This window comes from Kitasatospora sp. NPDC051705 (assembly GCF_044453265.1).
In the GTDB taxonomy this organism is placed as follows: Bacteria; Actinomycetota; Actinomycetes; order Streptomycetales; family Streptomycetaceae; genus Kitasatospora.
This window is the reverse complement of sequence record NZ_JBITCO010000020.1, coordinates 118,346-139,952: the sequence shown is the minus strand read 5'-3', so window position 1 is coordinate 139,952 and position 21,607 is coordinate 118,346. Positions and strand designations below refer to the sequence as shown.

Here is a 21,607-nt window from a genome sequence, read left to right as displayed (position 1 = left end):
CCCGGTCACCCGCCCGCACCCGACCCTCGCCCGGCACCTCCGCGCCCCCGTCGCGGGCGTGCCGGGCGGGGCCCGCCCCGCGGGCGGGCCCCCCCGCCCCGCCCCGGGGGCGGGGGGGGCCGCCGCCGCGGGGGGGGGGGGGGGGCGCCCGCCCGCCCCCGCGCGCGCCCCCCCCCCCCGGCGCCGCCGCCCGCCGCCCCCCGCCCCCGCCCCCCCCGGCCGCGCCCCCCCCCCCCCCCGCCGGGGGCCCCCCCCCCCCCCCCCCCCCCGGCCGGGGGCGTCGGACCGGCCCGGGGCGCGACCTAGTCGGCGTCCTCCGGGTACCAGCGGAGCTCGACGGTGTTGCCGTCCGGGTCCTGGACGTAGACCGAGGTCGCGCTGCCGCGTGCGCCGTAGCGCGGGACGGGGCCCTCGAGGACGGTGAGGGTGCCCGCGTCGATGACCTCCTGCCAGTCCAGCGGTTCCACGGTGAGGCAGAAGTGGTCGACGTTGGAGCCGCCGCGGGCGCGGTCGACCAGGTCGATGATCGTCTCCGGGCCGACCCGTACGGACGGGAAGGACACCTTCCCGGCGCGCCACTCGTCGACCCGGACCGGCTCCAGGCCGAGCGGGCCGGTGTAGAAGGCCAGGGACCGTTCGACGTCGCCGACGTTGAGGACCAGGTGGTCGAAGGCCTTGACGCGCATGGTGCACAGCTCCGTGGGTGGGTTCCGTCCCGGGCCGGTGATCCCCGGCCGGGGTGACGGGCTCCACGATTCCGTGCCGCGTCGGGGGCATCAAGAGCCGATCGCCATACGATCAATTAGCGCGATTAATCAATCGGGCGAGGAGGAGGGGGGACGTGCTGGAACGGCTGGAGATCGAGATCTTCCTGGCGCTCGCCGAGGAACTGCACTTCGGCCGCACCGCCGAACGCCTGCGGCTCACCAGCGGGCGGGTCAGCCAGGTGGTCGCCAAGCTGGAGCAGCGGATCGGCGGAGCACTGTTCGAGCGGACCAGCCGGAGCGTCCGGCTCACCTCCGTGGGGCGGCAGTTGGCCGACGACCTGGCACCCCTGGTGGCCGGTCTGGACGCGGCCCTCCGGCGGGCGGTGGACGCGAGCCGCGGGGTCACCGGCGAGCTGCGGGTGGCCTTCCTCGGGGAGTGGATGGCGCCGGTGCTGCTGGAGGTCGTCGCCCTGTTCGGCGAACGCCACCCCGACTGCCGGGTCGAGGTCCGCGAGGCCCACCTCTCCAACTCCCGCTCGGGCCTGCTGGACGGTGTCGTCGACGTCCTCATCGCCTCGTACCCCTTCGACGGCATGGCGCGCGGGCCCGCGCTGCTCACCGAGGGCCGGGTGCTCGCGGTGCCCGCCGGACACCCGCTGGCCGGCGAGGCGTCGGTGTCGATCGAGGTGCTCGCGGACCACCCGGTGGTGCAGTACCCGGCCGTGACCTCGGTGACCTTCAAGCAGGACCGCACCCCGGACCGCACGCCGTCCGGGCGGCCCGTCCCGAAGGGGCCCTCCGGCGACTCCCTCTCCGAGATGCTCACCCTGGTGGCGATGGGCCGGGGCGTCCTGCCGGTCGGCGAGCACGCCCGCCGCTACTACCCCCGGCCCGACATCGCCTACGTGCCGATCCGCGACGTGCCGCCGATCGAACGCGGACCGGTCTGGCTGGAGAGCAACACCACCGCCCGGGTGCGGGAGTTCGTCCGGGCCGCGGCGGACGTCGCGGCCCGGACCGGCTGACCGGGTCGGCCGCGCCGTGCGACCGACCGGGTCCCGCCGCCTCGGCCGCAGGCACCGCTCGCCGCCTGGTACGGGACCAGTTGGCCGGATGGGAGCCGACCGACCTGGTGGACGCGGCGGAACTGGTGGTCAGCGAGATGGCCGGCAACGCCCTGCGCCACGGTCGCGCGGTCGGGCCGCTGCGGCTGCTCCGGCATGACCGCCTGGTGATCGAGGTGTCTGACCGGGGCCCCGACCTGCCGCAGATCCAGCACGCCTCGCTGAGCGACGAGGGCGGGCGCGGACTGCAGCTGATCAACGTCCTGTGCCGCCGGTGGGGGGCCTGCCGGACCGCCTTCGGGAAGGCGGTCCGGGCGGAGCTCGACCTGCCGAAGGGCACCCGGGTGCCGTAGCCGCCCGGCAACCCGGTGGCCGCGGCCGGGTCCGTCCACGCCGTGTCGTCCCGGGCGGCATACGACCGCCCGGATAGCCTGACGGTCAGTCATCACCACGCCAGGGAACGGGGTCGGACGCCCGAGCGGCTGATCGGCAGCCGGAGGGCGAGCAGCGGAGCTTCCCTCGCGGCCGTTCGCCCGCCCTCCCGCCGCCGACGCGCGTCCGTTCCGGCGCTGGGCCCGGCCCCGGACCACGTCGGCGTCCTCTGACGGACCCGGGACGTCCCAGGGACGGGCTTCCCTGGTGGGACGGGTCCGGCACGGTCGAGGATGGCTCCTGTCGGGAAACGGGGACCGCCGCCCGTCACGTGCGGTCCCCTGCCCCGGTGGGCCCTGGCGATCCGAACTCCTTTGGGGGGGACCTTCCATGACCGAGAACCTGTTCCAGCGTGGTGCCGTCGCCGCCGGCGCGGCCCGCCCCGCCGTCACCGTCCCCGGCGCCTTCGTTCCCACCTCTGACTGACGGCCCGCCACCGGTCGGGAGAAGGGGCGAGGGGGGCGCCAGGCCCACCCGTCGAGACGATCGCGCGCCGGGGGAGCGTGCTGCTCCGCTGCCCTGACGAAACATCACGAACCTGGAGAGCCTTCTGTGACCACCTTCCTGCCTGCCCGGCGCCGGCTTTCGCTGGGCCTGGCCCTGGCGGCCGCGCTGACCGGCGTCGGCGCGTACACCGCCTCCGTCGCCTCCGCCGCGACCGCGCCCGCCCCGCTGCCGCTCACCTCCGCCGCCTGCCCCGCCAACATCCAGCAGGGCGAGGCCGACGGCTGCGTCACCCAGCTGCAGACCGAACTCAACCTCACCGGCGCCACCCCGGCCCTCACCGTCGACGGCCAGTTCGGCCCCGCCACCGGCACCGCCGTCCGCACCTTCCAGAGCGCCCACGACCTCACCGCGGACGGCATCGTCGGCCCGGCCACCAAGACCGCGCTCGACGCGGCCGCCACCGCCGCCTCCGGCACCGTGGACCTGCGCACCCAGTGCGGGACCCTGCGGACCGGCGCCTCCGGGCCGTGCGTCTCCACCCTGCAGACGCTGCTCAACACCTTCAAGGCCGGGCGCCTCGTCGCGGACGGGCGGTTCGGGCCCGCCACCGACACCGCCGTGCGCAACTTCCAGGCCTCGCACGGCCTGGTGATCGACGGGATCGTCGGCGCCGCCGTCAAGAACGCCCTCTACAGCAGCACCCCCGCCCCGCTGCCCAGCGGCCCGGTCAACGCGACGAAGGTGCTGAACGCGGCCAAGTCGTACCTGGGCGTCCCGTACGTGTGGGGCGGCGGGCACTCCCTGCGCGGCGAGGGCCCCGGCCCGTCCCTGGGCACCTGCGACGGCTACACCGGCTCGATCCACCCCTGCCCGGCCGACACCACCGCCGGCCTGGACTGCTCCGGCCTGGTCCGGGCCGCCTTCTGGTTCGGCGCCGGCATCGACCTCGCCAACGGCGGCGACACCACCGAACAGACCCTCGACAAGCACCTCACCCCGATCACCGAGGCCCAGCGCCGCCCCGGCGACGTCGAGTACTTCGGCACCGGCCCCCACGACACCACCCACGTCGTCCTCTACGCCGGCACCGACTCCGCCACCGGCGCCGACATGATGTACGAGGCCAAGGAGACCGGCACCGACGTCCACTACGTCACCCTGCGCACCGGCGGCTACTGGTACCACGTCACCGCCTGACCGTGCCCACGCGCGGGTGGCACCGACCGCCACCCGCGCCGGGTCGACCGTCCGTCGACCAGCGGTGTGCCGCCACGCCCGGCCGGGGATCCCCGGCCGGGCGTGGCGCGTGCCCGGGCCCGCTCGGACCGGGCGGTGGCCACGAGCGGGCCCCGGCCACGGCCCCCACCGGAGCACCCTCCTGGCCACCGTCCTCCGGCACGTCGCCCTCGTCACCGCTGCGAGCGCCTGCCGGTGCGCCCTCGCCGTCCCATGACCGCCGCCGTCACGGCGGTCATGGCCCGTGTCGGCGTCGGGGGTGAGATGCTCTCCTCCGAAACGTGAACATCCATCAGTCATACGGTCTGTTCATCGGGGGATGATCGTGCGGAGCGGCATGCGATTGGCCGGGCGGTACCTGCTCCAGGAGCCGCTGGGCCGCGGCGGCATGGGCGAGGTCTGGCGAGGCCAGGACGAGCGGCTGCACCGGCCGGTGGCCGTGAAGACGCTGTCGCCGGCCGCTGCGACCGATCGCGCCGCCGTCGCCCGGTTCCGCCGGGAGGCGGAGATCGCGGCCAACCTCGACCACCCCGGCATCACCACGGTGTTCGACATCGACGAGCACGTCGAGGAGGACGGCCGCACCCTGCTCTTCCTGGTCATGGAACTGCTCCGGGGGCGCGACCTGCACGCGGTGGTCGCCCGGCACCCCGGCGGCGTCCCGATCGATCAGGTGACGGAGTTCAGCCGGCAGATCCTGGACGCGCTGGGCGCCGCTCACGAGCAGGGCGTGACCCACCGCGACATCAAGCCCGCCAACCTCTTCCTGCTGGCGAACGGCCGGCTGAAGGTCTGCGACTTCGGCATCGCCCGGCTCGCCGACGCCACCCGGATCACCTCGACCGGCGGCATCGCGGGGACACCGCTGTACATGGCCCCGGAGCAGATCCAGGGACGGCCCACCGACCAGCGCACCGACCTGTACTCCTTCGGCTGCGTGTTGTACGAACTGCTCACCGGCGCGGGCTGGGTGGACACCACCGCCGGTGTCGCCTCGCTGCTCTACCAGCACATCGGCCAGTCGCCCGCCGCGCCGAGCACGAAGCGCCCGGGGATCCCCGAGCACCTCGACCGGCTCGTGCTGGACCTGCTGGCGAAGGATCCGGCCGACCGGCCTGCGACCGCGGCGGCGGCGCTCGCGCTGCTGGTCCCGCGCGGCAGCGAGTCCGAGTCCGAGTCCACTGCCCCCGGTCCGGCACAAGCCGGGCCGGCATCAGCCGACCCGCCACCCGGGGATCCGCCGCCCGGAGGCCCGGAGACCCCGCCGCCCACGGCGCCCGCCACCGCGCCGGGCACGGCCGCGCCGGCCGACGCCCCCCGCCCGCGCCGCGGCCGGCGGAATGCCGTGCTGACCGGCGCCTCCGCCGTCCTGGCCGTAGCCGCCGTCGCCGTCGGCGGCTACTACATGACCGGTGACCGCTGGTGGCGCGACCCTCCGGCCGACGTGCATCCGCTGCGCAAGGACGAGACGGCCTCCGGCACCGTCATGGCGCAGGGCGAGACGGCCAGGATCCCCTTCATCTACGACACCGGCTCCGACCCGCGGCACAGCTCCTTCGTCCGAACCACCCTGGGCGTCACCGTCACCTCCATCGCTCCGGTCGGGGGACCGGCCGGCCCGGGTGGCGGCGACGCCCTCTACTGCGTCCGTTTCACGACGACCAACCTCGGCGCCGAGGAGATGCCCGCCCAACTGCGGACCGACGGTGTCGCGGCCTGGAACGTCAACACGAGGCAGACGTTCACCGGCGGCCTGTTGGGCGGTGTGCAGCACCAGACCGTCCACGGCAGACCGGCGCTCCTCATGGAAGGGGTGCTCTCGGACGGCACCGTCACGACCGCACACGTCGTGGGCGCCGGGGCGCGGCAGGCGGTCGAGTCACCCACCTGCCGCCCGCACGCCCCGGGGACGGTCGCCGCCGGCCGGTCCGTCGACCAGGCCGCGACCGTCAGCGTCCCCGCCGGGCTCACCGTCACCGGCGCCCGCTGGACGGAGCCGTCCTCCACCGCGGACACCCCGGCCGACGACGCGCACACCTACTGGGTCCAATGGGGATAGGAGCGCCGCGCACCGCCGCGGCGCCCGGCCTTCGACCGCTGGCGTGACAGCGGTGGCGGGCCCGTCACCGTCGTCGAGCCGCCCTCCGGCCGGGGTGCACGCGGGGCTTCCCGTCGGGTCAGACCTTCGGGACGAGGGTGTTCTCGTTGCGTCGGCCGGCGGCGAAGTCGTCGACGTTGCGGGCGGTGGCGTCGATGATCTGGCCCACCGCGGTGCTGGTGAAGTAGGCCTGGTGGGAGGTGACCACGACCTGGGGGAAGGTGACCAGCCGCGCCAGCACGTCGTCCGTGACGCCCTGGACGGATCGGTCGGTGAAGAAGACGCCGGTCTCCTCCTCGTAGACGTCCAGGCCGACGCCCGAGAGGCGTCCGGCACGCAGGGTTTCGACGAGGGCGGCGCTGTCGAGGAGGCCGCCGCGGCTGGAGTTGACGAGGATGGCGTCGTCCTTCATCCGGGCCAGTGCGGTCGCGTCGATCAGGTGGTGGGTGGCGGGCACCAGCGGCACGTGCAGGCTCACCAGGTCGGCGCGGGCCAGGAGTTCGGGCAGCTCGGTGTACGTCATGCCGAGGTCGAGGCAGGCCGGGTTCTGCACGATGTCCCAGCCGAGCAGCTCGGTGCCGAACCCGGCCGCGATCCGGGTGAAGCACTCGCCGATCTTGCCGGTGCCGATCACCCCGACCGTCATGCCGTGGACGTCGCGGCCGAGCAGGCCGTCGAGGCGGAAGTCGAACTCGCGGGTGCGGGTGGCGGCGCGGGTGAGGCGGCGGTTGACGGCCAGCGCGAGGGCCCACGCGTGTTCGGCGACCGCGTACGGGCTGTAGTGGGAGACCCGGGCGACGGTGAGGCCGAGGTCGGCGGCGGCGTCCAGGTCGATGTTGTTGAAGCCGGTGGAGCGCTGGGCGATCAGCCTGGTGCCGCCGGCGGCCAGGACGGCGAGGGTCTCGGCGTCCAGGACGGCGTTGACGCTGCTGCTGACGGCCGGGTGGCCGGCGGCGAGCGGGGCGGTGTCGCGGTCGAGGAAGACCGTCAGGCAGCGCAGTGCGTGGCGGCCGCCGAAGGCCCGTTCCAGCAGGGGCTGTTCGTCGGCCTGCACGCCGTACGCGAGGATGTCCATCGGCTGTCCCTCCACGAGTGGTCCGGTCCACCGGTCACGTTAGTGGGGGAACCGCCCGGGAGGCCTGCCGGACGCACGGAGGCCCCCGCAGCGGTGCGGGGGCCTCCGTGCGTCCGGTGCGGAGCGGTCAGAGGACCGTCTCCGCCTCCAGGTAGCGCTCCTGCGGGACGGTCTTCAGCTCGGCGACGGCCTCGGCCAGCGGCACCAGGTTGATGTTGGTGCCCTGCAGCGCGGTGATGTGCCCGAAGGCGCCCTTGTGGACGGCCTCGACGGCGTGCCAGCCGAAGCGGGTGGCGAGCACCCGGTCGTAGGCGGTCGGGGTGCCGCCGCGCTGGGTGTGGCCGAGGATCACCGGGCGGGCCTCCTTGCCGAGGCGGTGCTCCAGCTCGCGGGAGAGCTGCGTGGCGATGCCGGTGAACCGCTCGTGGCCGTAGATGTCCTTGCTGCCCTCCTCCCAGTGCATGGTGCCGGGTTCGGGCTTGGCGCCCTCGGCGCAGACCACGATGGCGAACTTCTTCTGCCGGTCGAAGCGCTCGCGGACGACGGCGGTCAGCGCGTCGATGTGGAACGGGCGCTCCGGGACGACGATGGCGTGCGCACCGGCGGCCATGCCCGCGTTGAGCGCGATCCAGCCGGTGTGCCGGCCCATGACCTCGACGACCATGACCCGCTGGTGGGACTCCGCGGTGGTCTTGAGCCGGTCCAGGGCCTCGGTGGCGACCGAGACGGCGGTGTCGAAACCGAAGGTCACGTCGGTGGCGGCGATGTCGTTGTCGATGGTCTTCGGCACGCCGACGATCGGCAGGCCCGCGTCGCTCATCAGCTTGGCGGCCTTCAGGGTGCCCTCGCCGCCGATCGGGATGACGGCGTCCAGGCCGAGGTCCGAGCAGTACTTCTTGGCCCTCTCCACGCCGTCCCGCAGGTGGCTGGGCTGCACCCGGGAGGAACCGAGGATGGTGCCGCCCTGGGCGAGGATGCCGCTCACCGAGTCCAGGGTCAGGGGGCGGTGGTGGCCCTCCAGGAACCCGCGCCACCCGTCCTCGAACCCGATGATCTCGTCGCCGTGGTCGACCACCCCCCGGTGCACCACGGAACGGATCACCGCGTTCAGGCCGGGGCAGTCACCGCCGCTGGTCAGCACTCCGATACGCATTAGCTTTGCAACTCCCGAGCAGAACCGAGGAACGGCCGGACTACAGGCTGGGACGACGAGCCGACACCGTAGCGGGGCGCCCCCACGCCGCGGTGGCGGGGAGGTTGCCGTGGGGTGAAGGACCGGCCGATCCGGACAGAACATCCGAAACCGGCCGCGGAGTCGAGCATACGGCGCCTGCGTCCGGCCGGGCAGGAGCCGACGCGGGAGCGGCGCCGTCGGCGCCCCCGCGCGGAAATGCAGCCTGCTGCCGAGGAGGGTGTGCAGTAGGCAGCCCCATTGTGGTACGTCCGGGGCCGTCCGCGGACCGGGTGACCGCATCGCGGGCACCCGGCCGGGACGGGCGGACGTACTACGCGGGGCGCGTCGTGGCGGCGATGCGCTCGGCGCGCAGCGCGTCGTACCAGGTGGTGTCGGCCGGCGGCAGGGCGTTGACGTCCAGCGCCAGCTTGATCAGCATGTCCGCGACCGCGGGGTTGCGGGCCAGCACCGGGCCGTGCAGGTAGGTGCCGAAGACGGTGTCCCGCCAGGCGCCCTCGGTGCCGTCGCCGGTGCCGTTGCCCCGGCCGACGCTGACGGTGGCGAAGGGCTGCACGCCCTGGCCGAGGTGGGTGATGCCCTGGTGGTTCTCGAAGCCGGTCAGCTGCGGCAGACCGAGCCGCGGGTCGACGTCGGCGAGCACGTCGCCGACGCAGCGCTCGCCCTCGCCGCGCGCGGTCCAGACGTCGAGCAGTCCGAGACCGGGCTCGCGCTCGCCGAGGTCGTTGATGAACTCGTGGCCGATGATCTGGAACCCGGCGCAGACGCCGAAGATGATCGCGCCGTTCTCGGCGGCCCGCACCAGGCCGCTGTCGGCGCGCAGCCGCTCGGCGGCCAGTCGCTGCGGCCGGTCCTCGCCGCCGCCGATCAGGTAGATGTCGCCGCTGGTGGGGACCGCCTGGTCGGAGCGGACGTCGATGCGGGTCACGTTGAGATGGCGCTGGCGGGCCCGGCGCTCCACGACCAGGGCGTTGCCGCGGTCGCCGTAGGTGCTGAGCAGGTCCGGGTAGACCCAGACCACGCGCAGGCTGCTCTCACTCATCCTCGAAGGCCTTCCGTCACGATCAGATGGGGCTGCGGGCACGGCATCAGCCGGCCACGACCTTCCGCAGCTGCTGGAAGGCGGTGTAGTTGGCGATGGCCTCGATCCGGCCGGGCGGGGCCATCCGGACGGCCTGCTCCAGCGTGTCCACCACGTGGAACTGCAGCCCGGCGACCTCCAGGCGGACGGCCAGGTCCAGCTTGCGCTGCCCCATCACGAACACCGGGTGCCCGGCGAGGCGCTCGTAGTCGACGTCCCAGAGCCAGGAGGTGTCGGTGCCGTCGGCGTCGAGCGCGTTGACGGAGAGGATCACCGGGGTCGGCGGGCCGTCGATCAGCGAGAAGGTCTCCAGCCAGCCGGCCGGGTTCTTGGCCAGCAGCAGCCTGATGTCCCGGCCCTGGTACTGGACGACGTCGTAGCGGCCGGCCACCGCGGTCACCGAGCGCATCCGCTCCAGCGCGACCTGCGGGGAGACGCCGAACACGGCGGCGACGGCGGCCGAGCTGGTGGCGTTGGCCAGGTTGGCCCGGCCGGGCAGCTGGAGCTGGATCGGCCAGGCGCCGCGCTGCGGGTCGATCACGTGGGTGCCCTGGAGCGCCCAGTGCGGGTTGGGGCGCCGGAAGCCGCACTCCTGGCAGAACCAGTCGTCGCCGGGGCGCTGCATCACACCGCCGCAGGCGGGGCAGGACCAGGCGTCCTCCTTCCAGGCCTGTCCGGCGGCCACCCAGACCACCTTCTTGCAGGAGGAGGCGGCCCAGGTCACCAGCGGGTCGTCGGCGTTGGCGATGACCACGGCCTCGGTGTTCTGCAGGCCCTCGCGCCACTTCTCCGCCATCATGCGGGTCTCGGCGGCGCGGTCGAGCTGGTCGCGGGAGAGGTTGAGCAGGGCGATCGCCTTGGGGCGGGTGTCGCGGGCGACCGTCGCCAGGTACTTCTCGTCGACCTCGATGACGCCGAACCGGGCCTCCGAGCCGCCGGCCAGGGCGGAGGTGATGCCGGCCGGCATGTTGGCGCCCAGGGCGTTGGAGACCACCGGGCCGGCGGCGCGCAGCGCCTCGGCGATCAGGCGGGTGGTGGTGGTCTTGCCGTTGGTGGCGCTGACCAGGACGACGTCCAGGTGGTCGGCGAGGGTGCCGAGCAGGTCGGGGTCGAGCCTGAGGGCGACCTTGCCGCCGATCACCGAGCCGCTTCCGCGTCCGGCCTTGCGGGACACGGCGGCGGCGACCCGGCCGGCCGTGACCGCGATCTTGGCGCGGGCCGGCAGCGAGGCGTCGCGTGCGCCTGTGGGCTCCGATTCGGTGCCTGCCATGCTCAGTGATTCCTCCTTGCTGCGGCACCGCCCGGGGCCGGATAACGGGCCGTCGGGCGGCGGGGACGGGGCCAGCCTACCGACTCCGCCGCCCGGCTCGACGATCCGGACCCCGTGCCGCCTGCTGCGACGGGCCCCCGCGGGGCGCTGACGGGCCGTCAAGGAGGGCGGTGTACGGAGGGCCCCTCGCCGCCGGGGACGCCTCGCGGGGCCCGCCCGGTTCCCCGGGTAAGGATGTCGTGAAGAAATGATCAGCAGGCCGGACGGCTGCGGGCGCCCGGTTCCTCCGCGGTCAGCGTGGCCGTGATCACCAGGGTCCCGTCCTCGGAGTGGAAGGCCAGCGGCGCGGGCAGTCGGCGCATCGCGGTGATCAGCCCGGTGTTGCCGGCGTGCGTCACCGCGTACACCGTCCCCACCCCGGCCGAGCGGGCCGCCGCGGACAGCCGCCGCAGCAGCGCGAGCCCCAGCCCGCGGCGCTGCCAGGCGTCCTCGACCAGCACCGCCAGCTCGGCCTCGCCGTCGTCCCACATCAGGTGCCCGAGCGCGACGATCCGCCCGTCGGAGGTCGTCACGGCCAGGCTCCGGCCGTGCCGGCCGTCCAGCAGGTGCTCCAGGTAGCGGCCGGCGTCGCGCACCGGCCCGTGGTAGCGCAGCCGCAGCGAGGCGGGGGAGCAGCGGCCGTGCATCGCCAGCGCCGCGGGCTGGTCGGCCGGCCCGGCCGGGCGCAGCAGCAGCTCGGTGCCGTCGGCCAGGACGAGTCGGGACGGGGCCTCCACGGCCTGGTCGGCCGCCGGGCGGGGGAGGGCGGGAGACGGGTGCCGGGGCGCCGGCTGCTCCGTCGACGGGTGCGAGCGGGCCACCCGGAACGGCCCCCCGGTGAGCGCGGGCAGGCGGGCGGCCCGGCCGTCGGGCGCCGCGCACCTGCGGTCGGACCTGCGGAAGGGCCGGGGCCAGATCCGTTCGGGGCGAGTGCGTGATGCCGTCATGCCGCCGACGCTACCGATGTCGCGCTTCCGGCCGGTTACGTGATCGTGAACGCACGAATGCCCGCTGCGACGACCGGGCGGTGACGGGCCCTGTCCGGCTCCTGTCCGGTCCATGCCGGATCCCTGCCCGGTCCTGCTCCCGGCGCCGGCCCTGCTCCCGGTCCTGCTTCCGGCGCTGGTCCCGGTCCGGGTCCTGCTTCCGGCGCCGGCCCTGCTCCCGGTCCTGCTTCCGGTGCTGGTCCCGGTCCGGGTCCTGCTTCCGGCGCTGGTTCGGTCCGGGCCTTTCGGGACGGGTGCGCCGCCGGGGGCGGGACGGGCCCGGGCGCAGGACCGGACCGCTGCCTCAGGCGGCCGGGACGGCGGGCGGCCGACCGTGGAGGACATGCCCGGCGCTCCCCCGAGAGCGGAGCCCGGACCCCTCGTTCGTCCCCGCACCGAAGGCCCTCCCATGCGAAACACCCCGTCCGTCCCCACCCCCGCCGTCGCCACCGCGACCACCGGCGCCGTCCCCGTCGTCCCGCACGCCCGCCGGGCCCCGGTCGGCGTCGCCCTCACCGGCCTGCTCGACCGGCAGGCCCACACCCGGCCCGAGTCCCCGGCCGTGATCGCCGAGGGGCGGAGCCTCACCTTCCGGGAGCTGGCGCAGGAAGCCCGCCGGCTCGCCACGCACCTGTGCGGGCTCGGCGCCGGCCCGGACGACTGCGTCGGCCTGTTCGTCGAGCCCTCGGTGGAGCTGGTGGCCGGCGCCTGGGGCGTCCTGTACGCCGGGGCCGGCTACCTGCCGCTGGCCCCCGAGTACCCCGAGGAGCGGCTGCGCTACATGCTGGAGGACAGCGGCACCCGGGTCGTCCTCACCCAGCCGCACCTGCGGGAGCGGCTGGCCGCGCTGGCCCCGGCGGGCACCGCCGTCACCACCGCCGAGGACGCTCCGGCCCACCCGGCCCCGCCCGACCGGGCCCCGGCCGACGACGGCCCCGGGCCGGGGGCGCTCGCCTACGTGATCTACACCTCCGGCAGCACCGGCCGGCCCAAGGGCGTCCTGATCGAGCACCGCTCGGTGGTCTCCCAGCTGCGCTGGATGCGCGGCGCCGGCCACCTCGACCCGGAGGTCACCGTGCTGCAGAAGACGCCGATGAGCTTCGACGCCGCGCAGTGGGAGATCCTCGCCCCGGCCGTCGGCGCCCGCGTCGTCACCGGCGCCCCCGGGATCCACCGCGACCCGGAGGCCCTGGTCGCCGCCGTCCGCCGGCGCGGGGTGACCGCGCTGCAGTGCGTGCCCACGCTGCTGCAGGCGCTGCTCGACACCGAGGGATTCACCGACTGCACCGGCCTGACGAGGATCTTCTCCGGCGGCGAGGCGCTCTCCCGGCGGCTCGCCCGCAACCTCGCCCGGGCCCTGCCGGGGGCCGCCCTGGTCAACCTGTACGGGCCGACCGAGTGCACCATCAACGCCACCGCGCACCCCGTCGACCCGGCGGAGCTCGACGACGACGGGGCCGGATCCGTACCGATCGGGCGGCCGGTCGACAACACCCAGTGCTACATCCTCGACGAGGCCCGGGCCCCGGTCGGCGTCGGTGCCGTCGGAGAGCTGTACATCGGCGGCGTCCAGCTGGCCCGCGGCTACCTGAACCGCCCCGACCTGACGGCGGAGCGCTTCGTCCCGTCCCCCTTCGTGCCCACCGAGCGGCTCTACCGCACCGGCGACCTCGCGCACTGGAACCCCGACGGCACCATCCAGTTCGCCGGGCGCACCGACAACCAGGTCAAACTGCGCGGCCACCGGGTCGAGCTGGACGAGATCGCCCGCGCGATCGAGGAGCACACCTGGGTCCGCCGCGCGGCCGCCGTCGTCACCGGCGACGACCGCGGCGGGCACCGGAGCCTGGTCGCCTGCGTCGAACTCGACCCCCGCGAGGCCGCCCTGATGGACCAGGGCAACCACGGCGGCCACCACCGGTCCAAGGCCAGCCGGCTGCAGGTCCGGGCCCAGCTGTCCGACCCGGGACTGCGCGAGCCCGCCCGGACGGCCGGCCGCGAGCGCGTCGAACTGCCCGGCCGGCGCGAGTCCGAGGCGCAGCGCCGGGCGGCCTTCGCCCGCAAGACCTACCGCTTCTACGACGGCGGGGCCGTTACCCGGAGCGACCTCACCGCGCTGCTCGCCCCCCGCCCGACCGCCCCCTTCGGCCGGGACCTGGAGCTGCTCAGCCACCCCGAACTCGGCCGCGTGCTGCGGTGGTTCGGCCAGTTCCACAGCGCGGAGCGGCTGCTGCCCAAGTACTCCTACGCCTCGCCCGGCGCCCTGTACGCGACCCAGCTGTACCTGGAGACCGGCGGGCTGGACGGCCTCGCGGCCGGGCTGTACTACTACCACCCGGTCGAGCACGCCCTGATCCGGATCGGCCCCGCCCCGGAGCGCGAACGGACCTACCTGACGCTGCACTTCTCCGGGAAGACCGGCGCCATCGCCCCCGTCTACCGGGACAACATCCGGGAGGTGCTGGAGTTCGAGACCGGCCACATGTTGGGCGTCCTGGAGGAGGTGCTGCCCGAGTACGGGCTGGACGTCCGCCCGCTCGGCCTCGACCCGGCCGCCAAGGACCGGCTGGACGTCGCCGAGGAGGACCACTACCTGGGCGCCTTCGCGGTCGACCGCAACACCGGGCGGGCCCGCCCCGAGTGCACCGAGCTGTACGTCCAGGCCCACCGGGACCGGGTCGAGGGCCTGCCGGCCGGCCTCTACCGGTACGCCGGCGGCGCGCTGGAGCGCGTGGCCGACGGGATCGTGGAAGCCCGGCACGTCATCGCGATCAACCAGGCCGTCCACGCCCGCGCCGCGTTCGGCATCACGGCCGTCAGCCGCGCCGGGCAGCCGTGGCTGGAGTACGTCGCCCTCGGCAGCAAGCTCCACCACCTCCAGCGCAACGGCCTGGGCCTCGGCCTGATGTCCTCCGGCTACAGCTCCAGGAGCGGCCACCCGCTGCCCGCCGCCCGGCGCTTCGACGCGCTCCTCGCCGCGGCCGGCCTCGACGCCGGCGCCTCGTACTTCTTCCTCGGCGGCAAGGTCAGCGAGGAGCAGATCCGCAGCGAGGGCATGCACGAGGACACCGTCCACATGAAGGGCCCGGCCGAGATCGTCAAGGACGAACTGGCCGCCCTGCTGCCCGACTACATGCTGCCCAACCGGGTCCTGGTCGTCGACGCCCTGCCGCTCACCGCGAACGGCAAGGTCGACCAGCGGGCCCTCGCCGCCTCCGACGCCGTCCGCACCGCCGAGGTCCGCGGCGAGTACGTCGCCCCCGCCACCCGGCACGAACGGTGGCTCGCCGAGGCCTGGGGCCGGGCGCTGGGCCACCAGGACGTCTCGGCGGCCGACGAGTTCTTCGCCGCCGGCGGCAACTCGCTGATCGCCGTCGCCCTGGTCAACCGGATCAACCGCGAGTTCGGCACCTCGCTGCCGCTCCAGGTGCTGTTCGAGAGCCCCCGGCTGGCCGACCTGGCCGCCCGCATCGAACGGGCCGGCGCGGCCGGCGGCGCCACCGGCCCCGCCTCCTCCCGTCTGATCCGGCTCGACCCCGGCGACGACCGGGCGGCCAGGCCGGTGTTCTGCTGGCCCGGCCTCGGCGGCTACCCGATGAACCTGCGCCTGCTCGGCCGCGAGGCGGCCGACGGCCGACCGTTCTACGGCGTCCAGGCGCACGGCATCAACGTGGGCGAGACGCCGTACCCGACCGTCCGGGAGACGGCCGCCGCCGACATCGCCGAACTGCGCCGCGTGCAGCCCGAGGGCCCGTACACGCTGTGGGGCTTCTCCTTCGGTGCCCGGGTCGCCTTCGAGGCCGCCTGGCAGCTCGAACGGGCCGGGCAGCGGGTCGCCGACCTGCTGCTGATCTGCCCCGGCAACCCGGAGGTCCGCAAGGCCGACGGCCGCCGGTGGGGCCGCGAGGCCTCCTACGCCAACCCCGCCTACGTGAGCATCCTGTTCGGGGTGTTCACCGGCCGGGTCAGCGGCCCCGAGCTGGAGCGGTGCCTGGCCGAGGCCGCCGACGAGGACGGCTTCGTCGCCTTCGTCCACCGGCTGCTGTCCACCCTGGACGAGGAGGTGATCCGCCGGATCGTCCGGATCGTCGGCGAGACCTACGAGTTCGACTACAGCTTCCGCGAACTCGCGGAGCGCCGGCTGGACGTCCCGGTGACGGTCTTCAAGGCCGCCGGCGACGACTACTCCTTCATCGAGGGCAGCACCGGCTACTCCGCGGCCCCGCCCACCGTGGTCGACCTGGCGGCCGACCACTACGGCGTCCTCAAGGAGCACGGCGTGGCCGAACTGGCCGCCGCGGTCCGGGCGCTGCCGCAGCGCTGACCCGGCTCGGGCCGCTGACCGCCGACCGGGCCCGCCGACTGGGCCCGTCGACCGGGCCCGCGCCCGCGACGCCGGCGTCCGGACACGCTCACGGATGGCGCAGGATCCGTGAACGGGGGATCCCCTTCGGGTAGGGATGGCTCGGCTCACCGCCGAAACCCACCTCCTCCGAAGGGGATCCCCATGTCCGCGTCCCGCCTCCCGTCCCGTCTGAAGAAGTCCGTCCTGGGCGCCGCGTGCTGCGCACTGCTGCTCGCCGCGCCGCTCGCCCTGGCCCAGTCGGCCACCGCCGCCGACAACACCAACAACGGGCCGAAGACCCCCGAGGAGGCCGCCGCCTGCAAGGCCGTCACCGGGGCGCTGCTTGGCGGGTTCGGGTCGATGCTCGGCAACGCGGTCTGCGTGGTGCAGCCCGACGCCAAGGGCTGAGCGCCCGCCTCCGGGCCCGTCCGGCGGATCGGGCCGGGCCCGCGACGCCGGACGGGCCCGGAACGGATCGGGCCCCGTCCGACCCGCGGGCCCGGCCCTAGAACGGATCGGCGAGGGCCTCGGTGATCTGACGGCGGGTGGCGGCGGCCACCCGGGGGTTGGTCGCCGCGTACGTGGCGTGGGCGTTCAGGCCGGTGGTGATCGCCCAGCCGCGCCCGCGCAGCCAGGTGGCGTCGTCCACGCCCAGGGCGGCGCGGAAGGTCCGCCGGGTGTCGGCGGTCAGCAGCGTCCAGGCGATCACCAGGTCGCAGGCCGGGTCGCCGACCCCGAGCCCGCCGAAGTCGATCACCGCGGACAGCCGCCCGTGCCGGGCCAGCAGGTTGCCGGTGTGCAGGTCCCCGTGGAACCAGACCGGCGGTCGGTCCCACCCCGGCGCCCGGACGGCGGCCTCCCAGAGGGCGGTCAGCGCCCCGGCGTCGAAGTCGCCCCGGACGGCGGCGATGTCGGCGCGGGTGTCGGCGTCCCGGGTGGTGAGCGGTGAGCCGAGGAAGCCGTTGTGCTCGCCGGGCGCGAGCGAGGAGTCCGGCGCCTGCCGCTGGAGCTCCGCCAGGAACGACGCCAGCCCGCGCGCCGCCTCGTGCGGGTCCGTCAGCGAGCCCTCCGCCGGGGTCTCGCCGTCCAGCCAGCGGGCCACCGACCAGTGCCACCGGTACCCCGCGGCCGGGACACCGACCGCCACCGGCGTCGGCACCGCCAGCGGCAGGTGCGGCGCCAGCCGCGGCAGCCACGCGTACTCCTTGGCCGCCTGCCCGGCGGCCCAGTCGCCGCGCGGCAGGCGGACGGCCAGCTCCGCGCCCAGGCGGAAGATCACGTGGTCCGACCCGCCCGGCTCCACCCGCCGCAGCGGCAGCCCCGCCCACTGCGGGAACTGCCCGGCCAGCAGGCCCCGTACCAGGCCCTCGTCGATCGTCGTCATGCGGACCATCCCAGCAGCAGGACGGCCCCGGCGTCGACGGGATTTCCCCGGGGGCGTGCTGAGGGGCGATCAGGCCGCGGGCGGTGGGGCGGTGGTGCCGGCGGCCGGAGCCGGGGGACCGGAGCCGGGGTGCGTCACGGCTGCGGGTCGGGGGCGGGGTCCGGGCCGGGCGGGGCCGGGTCGGGCGGCAGGACGAGGGTGGCGACGGCGCCGCCGGCCGGGTGGTTGGCGAACGTCAGGTCGGCGCCGATGACCCGCGCGTGCCCGGTGGCGATGGTGAGGCCGAGGCCGTGGCCGCGGCCGCGTTCCGGGGCGTTGGTGCGGAAGCGCTGGGGGCCGTGGGCGAGCAGGTCGTCGGGGTAGCCGGGGCCGTGGTCGCGGACGGTGATGCGGTGACCGTCGACCCGCAGCCGGATCGGCCCGGCGCCGTGGCGGTCGGCGTTCAGCAGGAGGTTGCCGAGGATGCGGTCCAGGCGGCGCAGGTCGGTGCGGACCCGGCCGTCCGCGCCCGCGTCGGCGCTCACCTCGACGTCCACCTCCAGGCCGGTCAGGCCGACCGTCCGGCGCACCGCCCGTTCCAGCGGCACGGGTGCCAGGTCGGGGAGTTCGGCGTCGGCGTCCAGCCGGGAGACCTCCAGCAGGTCCTCGACCAGGCCGCGCAGGGCCTGCACCCGGTTCCGGACGAGCTGGGTGGGCCGGCCGGGCGGCAGCAGCTCGGCCGCGGTGACCAGCCCGGTGAGCGGGGTGCGCAGCTCGTGGGCGACGTCCGCGGTGAAGCGCTGTTCGTCCGCCAGCCGGCGGTGCAGCGTGCGGGACATCAGGTCGACGGCGGCGGCGAGCTCGGCGACCTCGTCCCGGCCGTCGACGAGCTCGCCGATCCGGGTGTCCGTCCCGCCCGCGGCGATGCCCCGGGCGGCCGTGGCCGCGGTGCGCAGCCGACGGCTGATCCGGTCGGCGACCAGCACGCCGGCGAGGACGGTGGTGAAGACCGAGGCGATGACGGCGAGCAGGATGATCCGGTCGAGGTCGGCGATGGCCTGCCGGTCCTGGGTGAAGTCGACCCGGGCCGAGATCACCCCGCCCTGGACCGGACGGGCGGCCCACATCGACTCGCCCTGCGCGCCCCGGGCGAGCAGCGATCCCTGCCGTCCGCCCGCGGCGAGCGCGCGCAGCGGGGCGGGCAGCGCCGGGTCGTCCACGGTGGCCCGGCTGGGGGGATCGCCGCGCCGGTAGGCGTCCAGCGCCGCGTCGAGGGAGGTGAGCGCGGAGGCGCGGGCCTGGTCGACGTGCTGGCGGATCATCGCCTGGTGGACGAGCAGGCCGACGGCCACCGCGACCAGCACGGAGATGGCGGCGACGGCGGTGGCGATCTGGCGGCGCAGGGTCATGCCGGGCGCCGGAACTTGTAGCCGAACCCGCGGACGGTCTCGATCCGGCCCGCGCCGATCTTGGCGCGCAGCCGCTGCACGTGGACGTCGACGACCCGGGTGTCGGCGCCCCAGTCGTAGTCCCAGACGCGTTCCAGCAGGGTGGAGCGCTCCAGCACGATGCCGGGCGCGGCGGTGAACTCCAGCAGCAGCCGCAGTTCGGTCGGGGTGAGCGGGACGAGCCGGCCGTCGACCCGGACCTCCATGCTGTCGGTGTCCACCTGCATGCCGTCGAAGCTGCGCACGGCGGACGGGGGTGCGACCGGCGGCGCGACCTGCGGGGTGCCGCCGGGGGCCGGCGGTGCGGCCGTCTCGACCGGTGCAACCGGTGTGATCGCGACGGGCACCGCAGCCGGTCCGGCCGGTCCGTCCTGCGCCGCGGGCGGAGGCGTGTCGGCGGCGGGCACCACCCGGACCCGGCGGAGCACGGTGCGGATCCGGGCGACCAGCACGGCGCTCTCGAAGGGCTTGACGACGTAGTCGTCCGCGCCGGCCTCCAGACCGGAGACCACGTCGACCGGGTCGGTGCGGGCCGACATCATCAGGATCGGCAGCTGGCTCTCCTCGCGGATCCGGCGGCAGAGCCCGACCCCGTCGAGGAGCGGCAGCATGACGTCCAGCAGGAGCAGGTCGGGGTGGACGGCGTGGAAGGCCTCCAGGCCCTCCAGGCCGTCCGCGGCCGTGGTGACCGGGAAGCCGTAGCGCTCCAGGGCCATCCGGGTGGCCTCCCGGATCACCTCGTCGTCCTCGACGAGCAGGATGTGCGGGTGGGCGGGGGCGGCTGCGGGGTTCATCGCTTCGCTTCCGAGGGAACGGGGGCCGGGCGGGCGGTCGCGGGGGCGGCGCCCGCCAGCGGGGACGGTGTGGCGGTGGGGGGAGCGACGTCGGGGGCGGTGGACTTGGGCCGCGACGGCGCCTGCCCGCGGCCGGAGCTGGGGGTGACGGCGGGCGCGGGCGCGGGCGCGGGCTCGGCGCCGGAGCCGGCGGCCGGCCGGCCGGTGCCGTTCCCGCCGTCGGTGGTGGGCTCGGGGACGGGGCCGATGCCCTCGATCTTCCGTTCCAGCAGGGCGAGGCGGGTTCCGTTCCAGCCGTAGTGGCTGCTGGTCCGCAGGAACACGGTGGTCGGCTCGTACAGCCACAGGTCGGATCCGACCGTCGCGGCGCTGAACCCGCGCACCAGCTCGGCCCGCAGCACGGGCAGCAGGCGGTCGTCGGCGAGGGTGTAGACGTGCAGCACGACCGGCCCGGTGGTGGCCACGGCGGCGACGAGCTCGGGTCGGCCGTCCCCGGTGAGGTCGCGGAACTCGGGTGCGCGGACCTCGCAGCCGGGGCAGGAGTCGAGGGCGTGGCGCTCCTCCGGCCCCAGTGCGGGGTCCTTGGCGAGGACGGCGCGGACGTCGACGGCGGTGATGTCGCGCCCCGGGACGGTCACGTCGGGGACGGGCTGCGGCGGCGCCTGGGTGGCGGGGTCGGCGCCGTCGGCGGGGGCGATCGGGGGCGGGGAGGCCGCCAGGTCGGGCCAGAGCGGCTGCGGCCGCGGCGGTGGTGTCACCGGGGCGGCCGCGCCGTCGTCGTGCAGCCCGCCGGGGGTGACCCGGCCGGCGGCCAGGACCGCGAGCGCCACGAGGACGGCCAGGGCGGCCAGGGCCGCCGCCGGTACGGCGACGCGCCGGCGGCGGGGTGGGGTTGCTGCTGCCACGGTCGGTGTCCGTCCTCCTGGTCTGCGGCGATGCGCCGGTTCGTCCCCGGCCGGTCCCGGTGGTAGGTCGTGCGGACGGCGGTCGGCGGTTCCCGCCGGGGCGGCCGCGGTGGGCGGGCCCGGTCACGCGCCGGCCGGTGGCGGTCCGGTCCGCCCTGCTCCGGTCCGCTCGGCTCCGGTCCGCCGTGCTGCGGGCGGTCGGGCCCGGTCCGGGGGCGGCCCGGGGCGGCCCGGGGTCAGCCGGCCTCGGTGGCGAGGTCGGCCAGGACGATGATGTTGTCCGTCCAGTGGCCGTCCGTGCCGATCCGCCCGCCGCAGGTGATCAGCCGGAGCGCGGGGGCGGGCGTGTCGCCGTAGACCGTCTCGGTCGGGAAGCGGTCCTTGGCGGCCTGCAGCAGCTCGCGGACCCGGAACCCGACGGTGCCGCCGTCGGCCCGCCGGACCTGGATCAGGTCGCCGGGCCGCAGCTTCGGCACCCGCTGGAAGACCGCGGGGCCGTGCGCCGTGTCGTAGTGCCCGATGAGGACGGCGGGGCCGGTCTCCCCGGGCGTCGGGCCGTTGCGGTACCAGCCGACCTCCCCGGCCCGGTCGGCGGCGGGCACCTCGACCGTCCCGTCCGGGTTCAGGCCCAGGCCCGTCACCGGGGCGTCCACCCCGGCGGAGGGGATCAGCAGGCGGGTCGGCACCGAGGCCGCGAACGGCTTCGGCGCGGGAGGCGGAGTGGTCGCCCCGGTATCCGCCGCGCTGCCGCCCGTCGCCCCGGTGCCCGCGACCGGGCCGCCGGAGGGGGCGGTCCCGGTGGCCGGGCCGTCCGCACGGCCGTGCACCGAGGGCTCGACCCGGACCACCGGGGTGCTCCGGCCGGACACCGCCAGTGCGGTGCCGAGCACCAGACAGGCCAGGCCGGCGGCGCCGAAGGCCGTCCGGCGCAGCGGGCCCGGTCCGGGCGCACCGGGACGGGCCCGGCGGTGGGCGCCGGTGCGCGGGAGCCCGCGGCGGGAGGCCCGGCCGGTGCCGGGCGTGCTCTCGGATCGCCCGTCCGCCACCGGGGCCCCGGCGCCGCCGCCCCACCCGGTCAGGGGCGGGGCGGCGGCACCGGGGTGCCCGGCGGGGTCGGGGCCGGTG

Annotated in this window: 17 protein-coding genes; 6 read left to right on the top strand and 11 right to left on the bottom strand. The window is 75.7% G+C overall.

What is annotated here, in order from left to right; translation table 11 throughout:
- Window positions 1–302 precede the first annotated feature (302 nt).
- Window positions 303–686, bottom strand: coding sequence for a VOC family protein (locus ACIA8Q_RS24065; protein WP_360218376.1), 384 nt, complete (start codon window positions 684–686; stop codon window positions 303–305).
- A gap of 155 nt (window positions 687–841) precedes the next feature.
- Here ACIA8Q_RS24065 and ACIA8Q_RS24060 point away from each other — a divergent pair, with 155 nt between their 5' ends.
- From ACIA8Q_RS24060 to ACIA8Q_RS24045, 4 genes are all read left to right on the top strand, one after another.
- Window positions 842–1,732 carry a LysR family transcriptional regulator gene (locus ACIA8Q_RS24060; protein WP_360218373.1) on the top strand — a complete coding sequence of 297 codons (891 nt, stop codon included), beginning with the start codon at window positions 842–844 and terminating at the stop codon, window positions 1,730–1,732.
- The gene (locus ACIA8Q_RS24055) at window positions 1,654–2,124 is read left to right on the top strand and encodes an ATP-binding protein (RefSeq protein ID WP_396317660.1); all 471 of its coding nucleotides are present in this window, start codon (window positions 1,654–1,656) and stop codon (window positions 2,122–2,124) included. The genes ACIA8Q_RS24060 and ACIA8Q_RS24055 overlap by 79 nt, the downstream gene beginning before the upstream one ends.
- A 631-nt stretch (window positions 2,125–2,755) precedes the next feature.
- Entirely contained in the window at window positions 2,756–3,847 is a 1,092-nt protein-coding gene (locus tag ACIA8Q_RS24050; RefSeq protein WP_387904000.1) for a peptidoglycan-binding protein, read from the top strand.
- Window positions 3,848–4,205: 358 nt separating this feature from the next.
- Entirely contained in the window at window positions 4,206–5,945 is a 1,740-nt protein-coding gene (locus ACIA8Q_RS24045; protein ID WP_396317659.1) for a serine/threonine-protein kinase, read from the top strand.
- 118 nt (window positions 5,946–6,063) lie between these two features.
- Here the strand turns inward: ACIA8Q_RS24045 and ACIA8Q_RS24040 are convergent, their stop codons facing one another.
- From ACIA8Q_RS24040 to ACIA8Q_RS24020, 5 genes are all read right to left on the bottom strand, one after another.
- Window positions 6,064–7,059 carry a 2-hydroxyacid dehydrogenase gene (locus ACIA8Q_RS24040; protein WP_360218364.1) on the bottom strand — a complete coding sequence of 332 codons (996 nt, stop codon included), beginning with the start codon at window positions 7,057–7,059 and terminating at the stop codon, window positions 6,064–6,066.
- A 127-nt stretch (window positions 7,060–7,186) separates the two neighbouring features.
- Window positions 7,187–8,212: a 6-phosphofructokinase gene (locus ACIA8Q_RS24035; RefSeq protein WP_360218361.1), complete on the bottom strand. Its 1,026-nt coding sequence runs from the start codon at window positions 8,210–8,212 to the stop codon at window positions 7,187–7,189.
- A gap of 352 nt (window positions 8,213–8,564) precedes the next feature.
- The gene (locus tag ACIA8Q_RS24030) at window positions 8,565–9,293 is read right to left on the bottom strand and encodes a glutamine amidotransferase (protein WP_360218358.1); all 729 of its coding nucleotides are present in this window, start codon (window positions 9,291–9,293) and stop codon (window positions 8,565–8,567) included.
- A 46-nt stretch (window positions 9,294–9,339) separates the two neighbouring features.
- Window positions 9,340–10,602, bottom strand: coding sequence for a MurT ligase domain-containing protein (locus ACIA8Q_RS24025; protein ID WP_387904011.1), 1,263 nt, complete (start codon window positions 10,600–10,602; stop codon window positions 9,340–9,342).
- Between the two features lie 251 nt (window positions 10,603–10,853).
- Window positions 10,854–11,588 (bottom strand): GNAT family N-acetyltransferase, encoded by a 735-nt coding sequence (locus tag ACIA8Q_RS24020; RefSeq protein WP_396317658.1) that lies wholly within the window; start codon window positions 11,586–11,588, stop codon window positions 10,854–10,856.
- Between the two features lie 448 nt (window positions 11,589–12,036).
- Between ACIA8Q_RS24020 and ACIA8Q_RS24015 the strand changes: the two genes are divergently transcribed.
- Window positions 12,037–15,951: an amino acid adenylation domain-containing protein gene (locus tag ACIA8Q_RS24015; RefSeq protein ID WP_396317657.1), complete on the top strand. Its 3,915-nt coding sequence runs from the start codon at window positions 12,037–12,039 to the stop codon at window positions 15,949–15,951.
- A gap of 183 nt (window positions 15,952–16,134) precedes the next feature.
- The gene (locus ACIA8Q_RS24010) at window positions 16,135–16,380 is read left to right on the top strand and encodes a hypothetical protein (protein ID WP_360218349.1); all 246 of its coding nucleotides are present in this window, start codon (window positions 16,135–16,137) and stop codon (window positions 16,378–16,380) included.
- A gap of 97 nt (window positions 16,381–16,477) precedes the next feature.
- Here the strand turns inward: ACIA8Q_RS24010 and ACIA8Q_RS24005 are convergent, their stop codons facing one another.
- The 5 genes from ACIA8Q_RS24005 to ACIA8Q_RS23985 all read right to left on the bottom strand — a co-directional run bounded on the left by ACIA8Q_RS24005 (window position 16,478) and on the right by ACIA8Q_RS23985 (window position 21,528).
- Entirely contained in the window at window positions 16,478–17,356 is an 879-nt protein-coding gene (locus ACIA8Q_RS24005; protein WP_396317656.1) for an aminoglycoside phosphotransferase family protein, read from the bottom strand.
- Window positions 17,357–17,490: 134 nt separating this feature from the next.
- Window positions 17,491–18,744, bottom strand: coding sequence for a sensor histidine kinase (locus tag ACIA8Q_RS24000; protein WP_396317655.1), 1,254 nt, complete (start codon window positions 18,742–18,744; stop codon window positions 17,491–17,493).
- Complete coding sequence (locus ACIA8Q_RS23995; RefSeq protein WP_360218340.1) at window positions 18,741–19,577, bottom strand: response regulator transcription factor; 837 nt, start codon at window positions 19,575–19,577, stop codon at window positions 18,741–18,743. Before ACIA8Q_RS23995 ends, ACIA8Q_RS24000 begins: the two co-directional genes overlap by 4 nt.
- On the bottom strand, window positions 19,574–20,482 hold the full coding sequence (locus tag ACIA8Q_RS23990; RefSeq protein ID WP_396317654.1) for a hypothetical protein: 909 nt from the start codon (window positions 20,480–20,482) through the stop codon (window positions 19,574–19,576). The genes ACIA8Q_RS23995 and ACIA8Q_RS23990 overlap by 4 nt, the downstream gene beginning before the upstream one ends.
- A 236-nt stretch (window positions 20,483–20,718) precedes the next feature.
- Complete coding sequence (locus ACIA8Q_RS23985) at window positions 20,719–21,528, bottom strand: class F sortase (protein WP_396317653.1); 810 nt, start codon at window positions 21,526–21,528, stop codon at window positions 20,719–20,721.
- Between the last annotated feature and the right edge of the window lie 79 nt (window positions 21,529–21,607).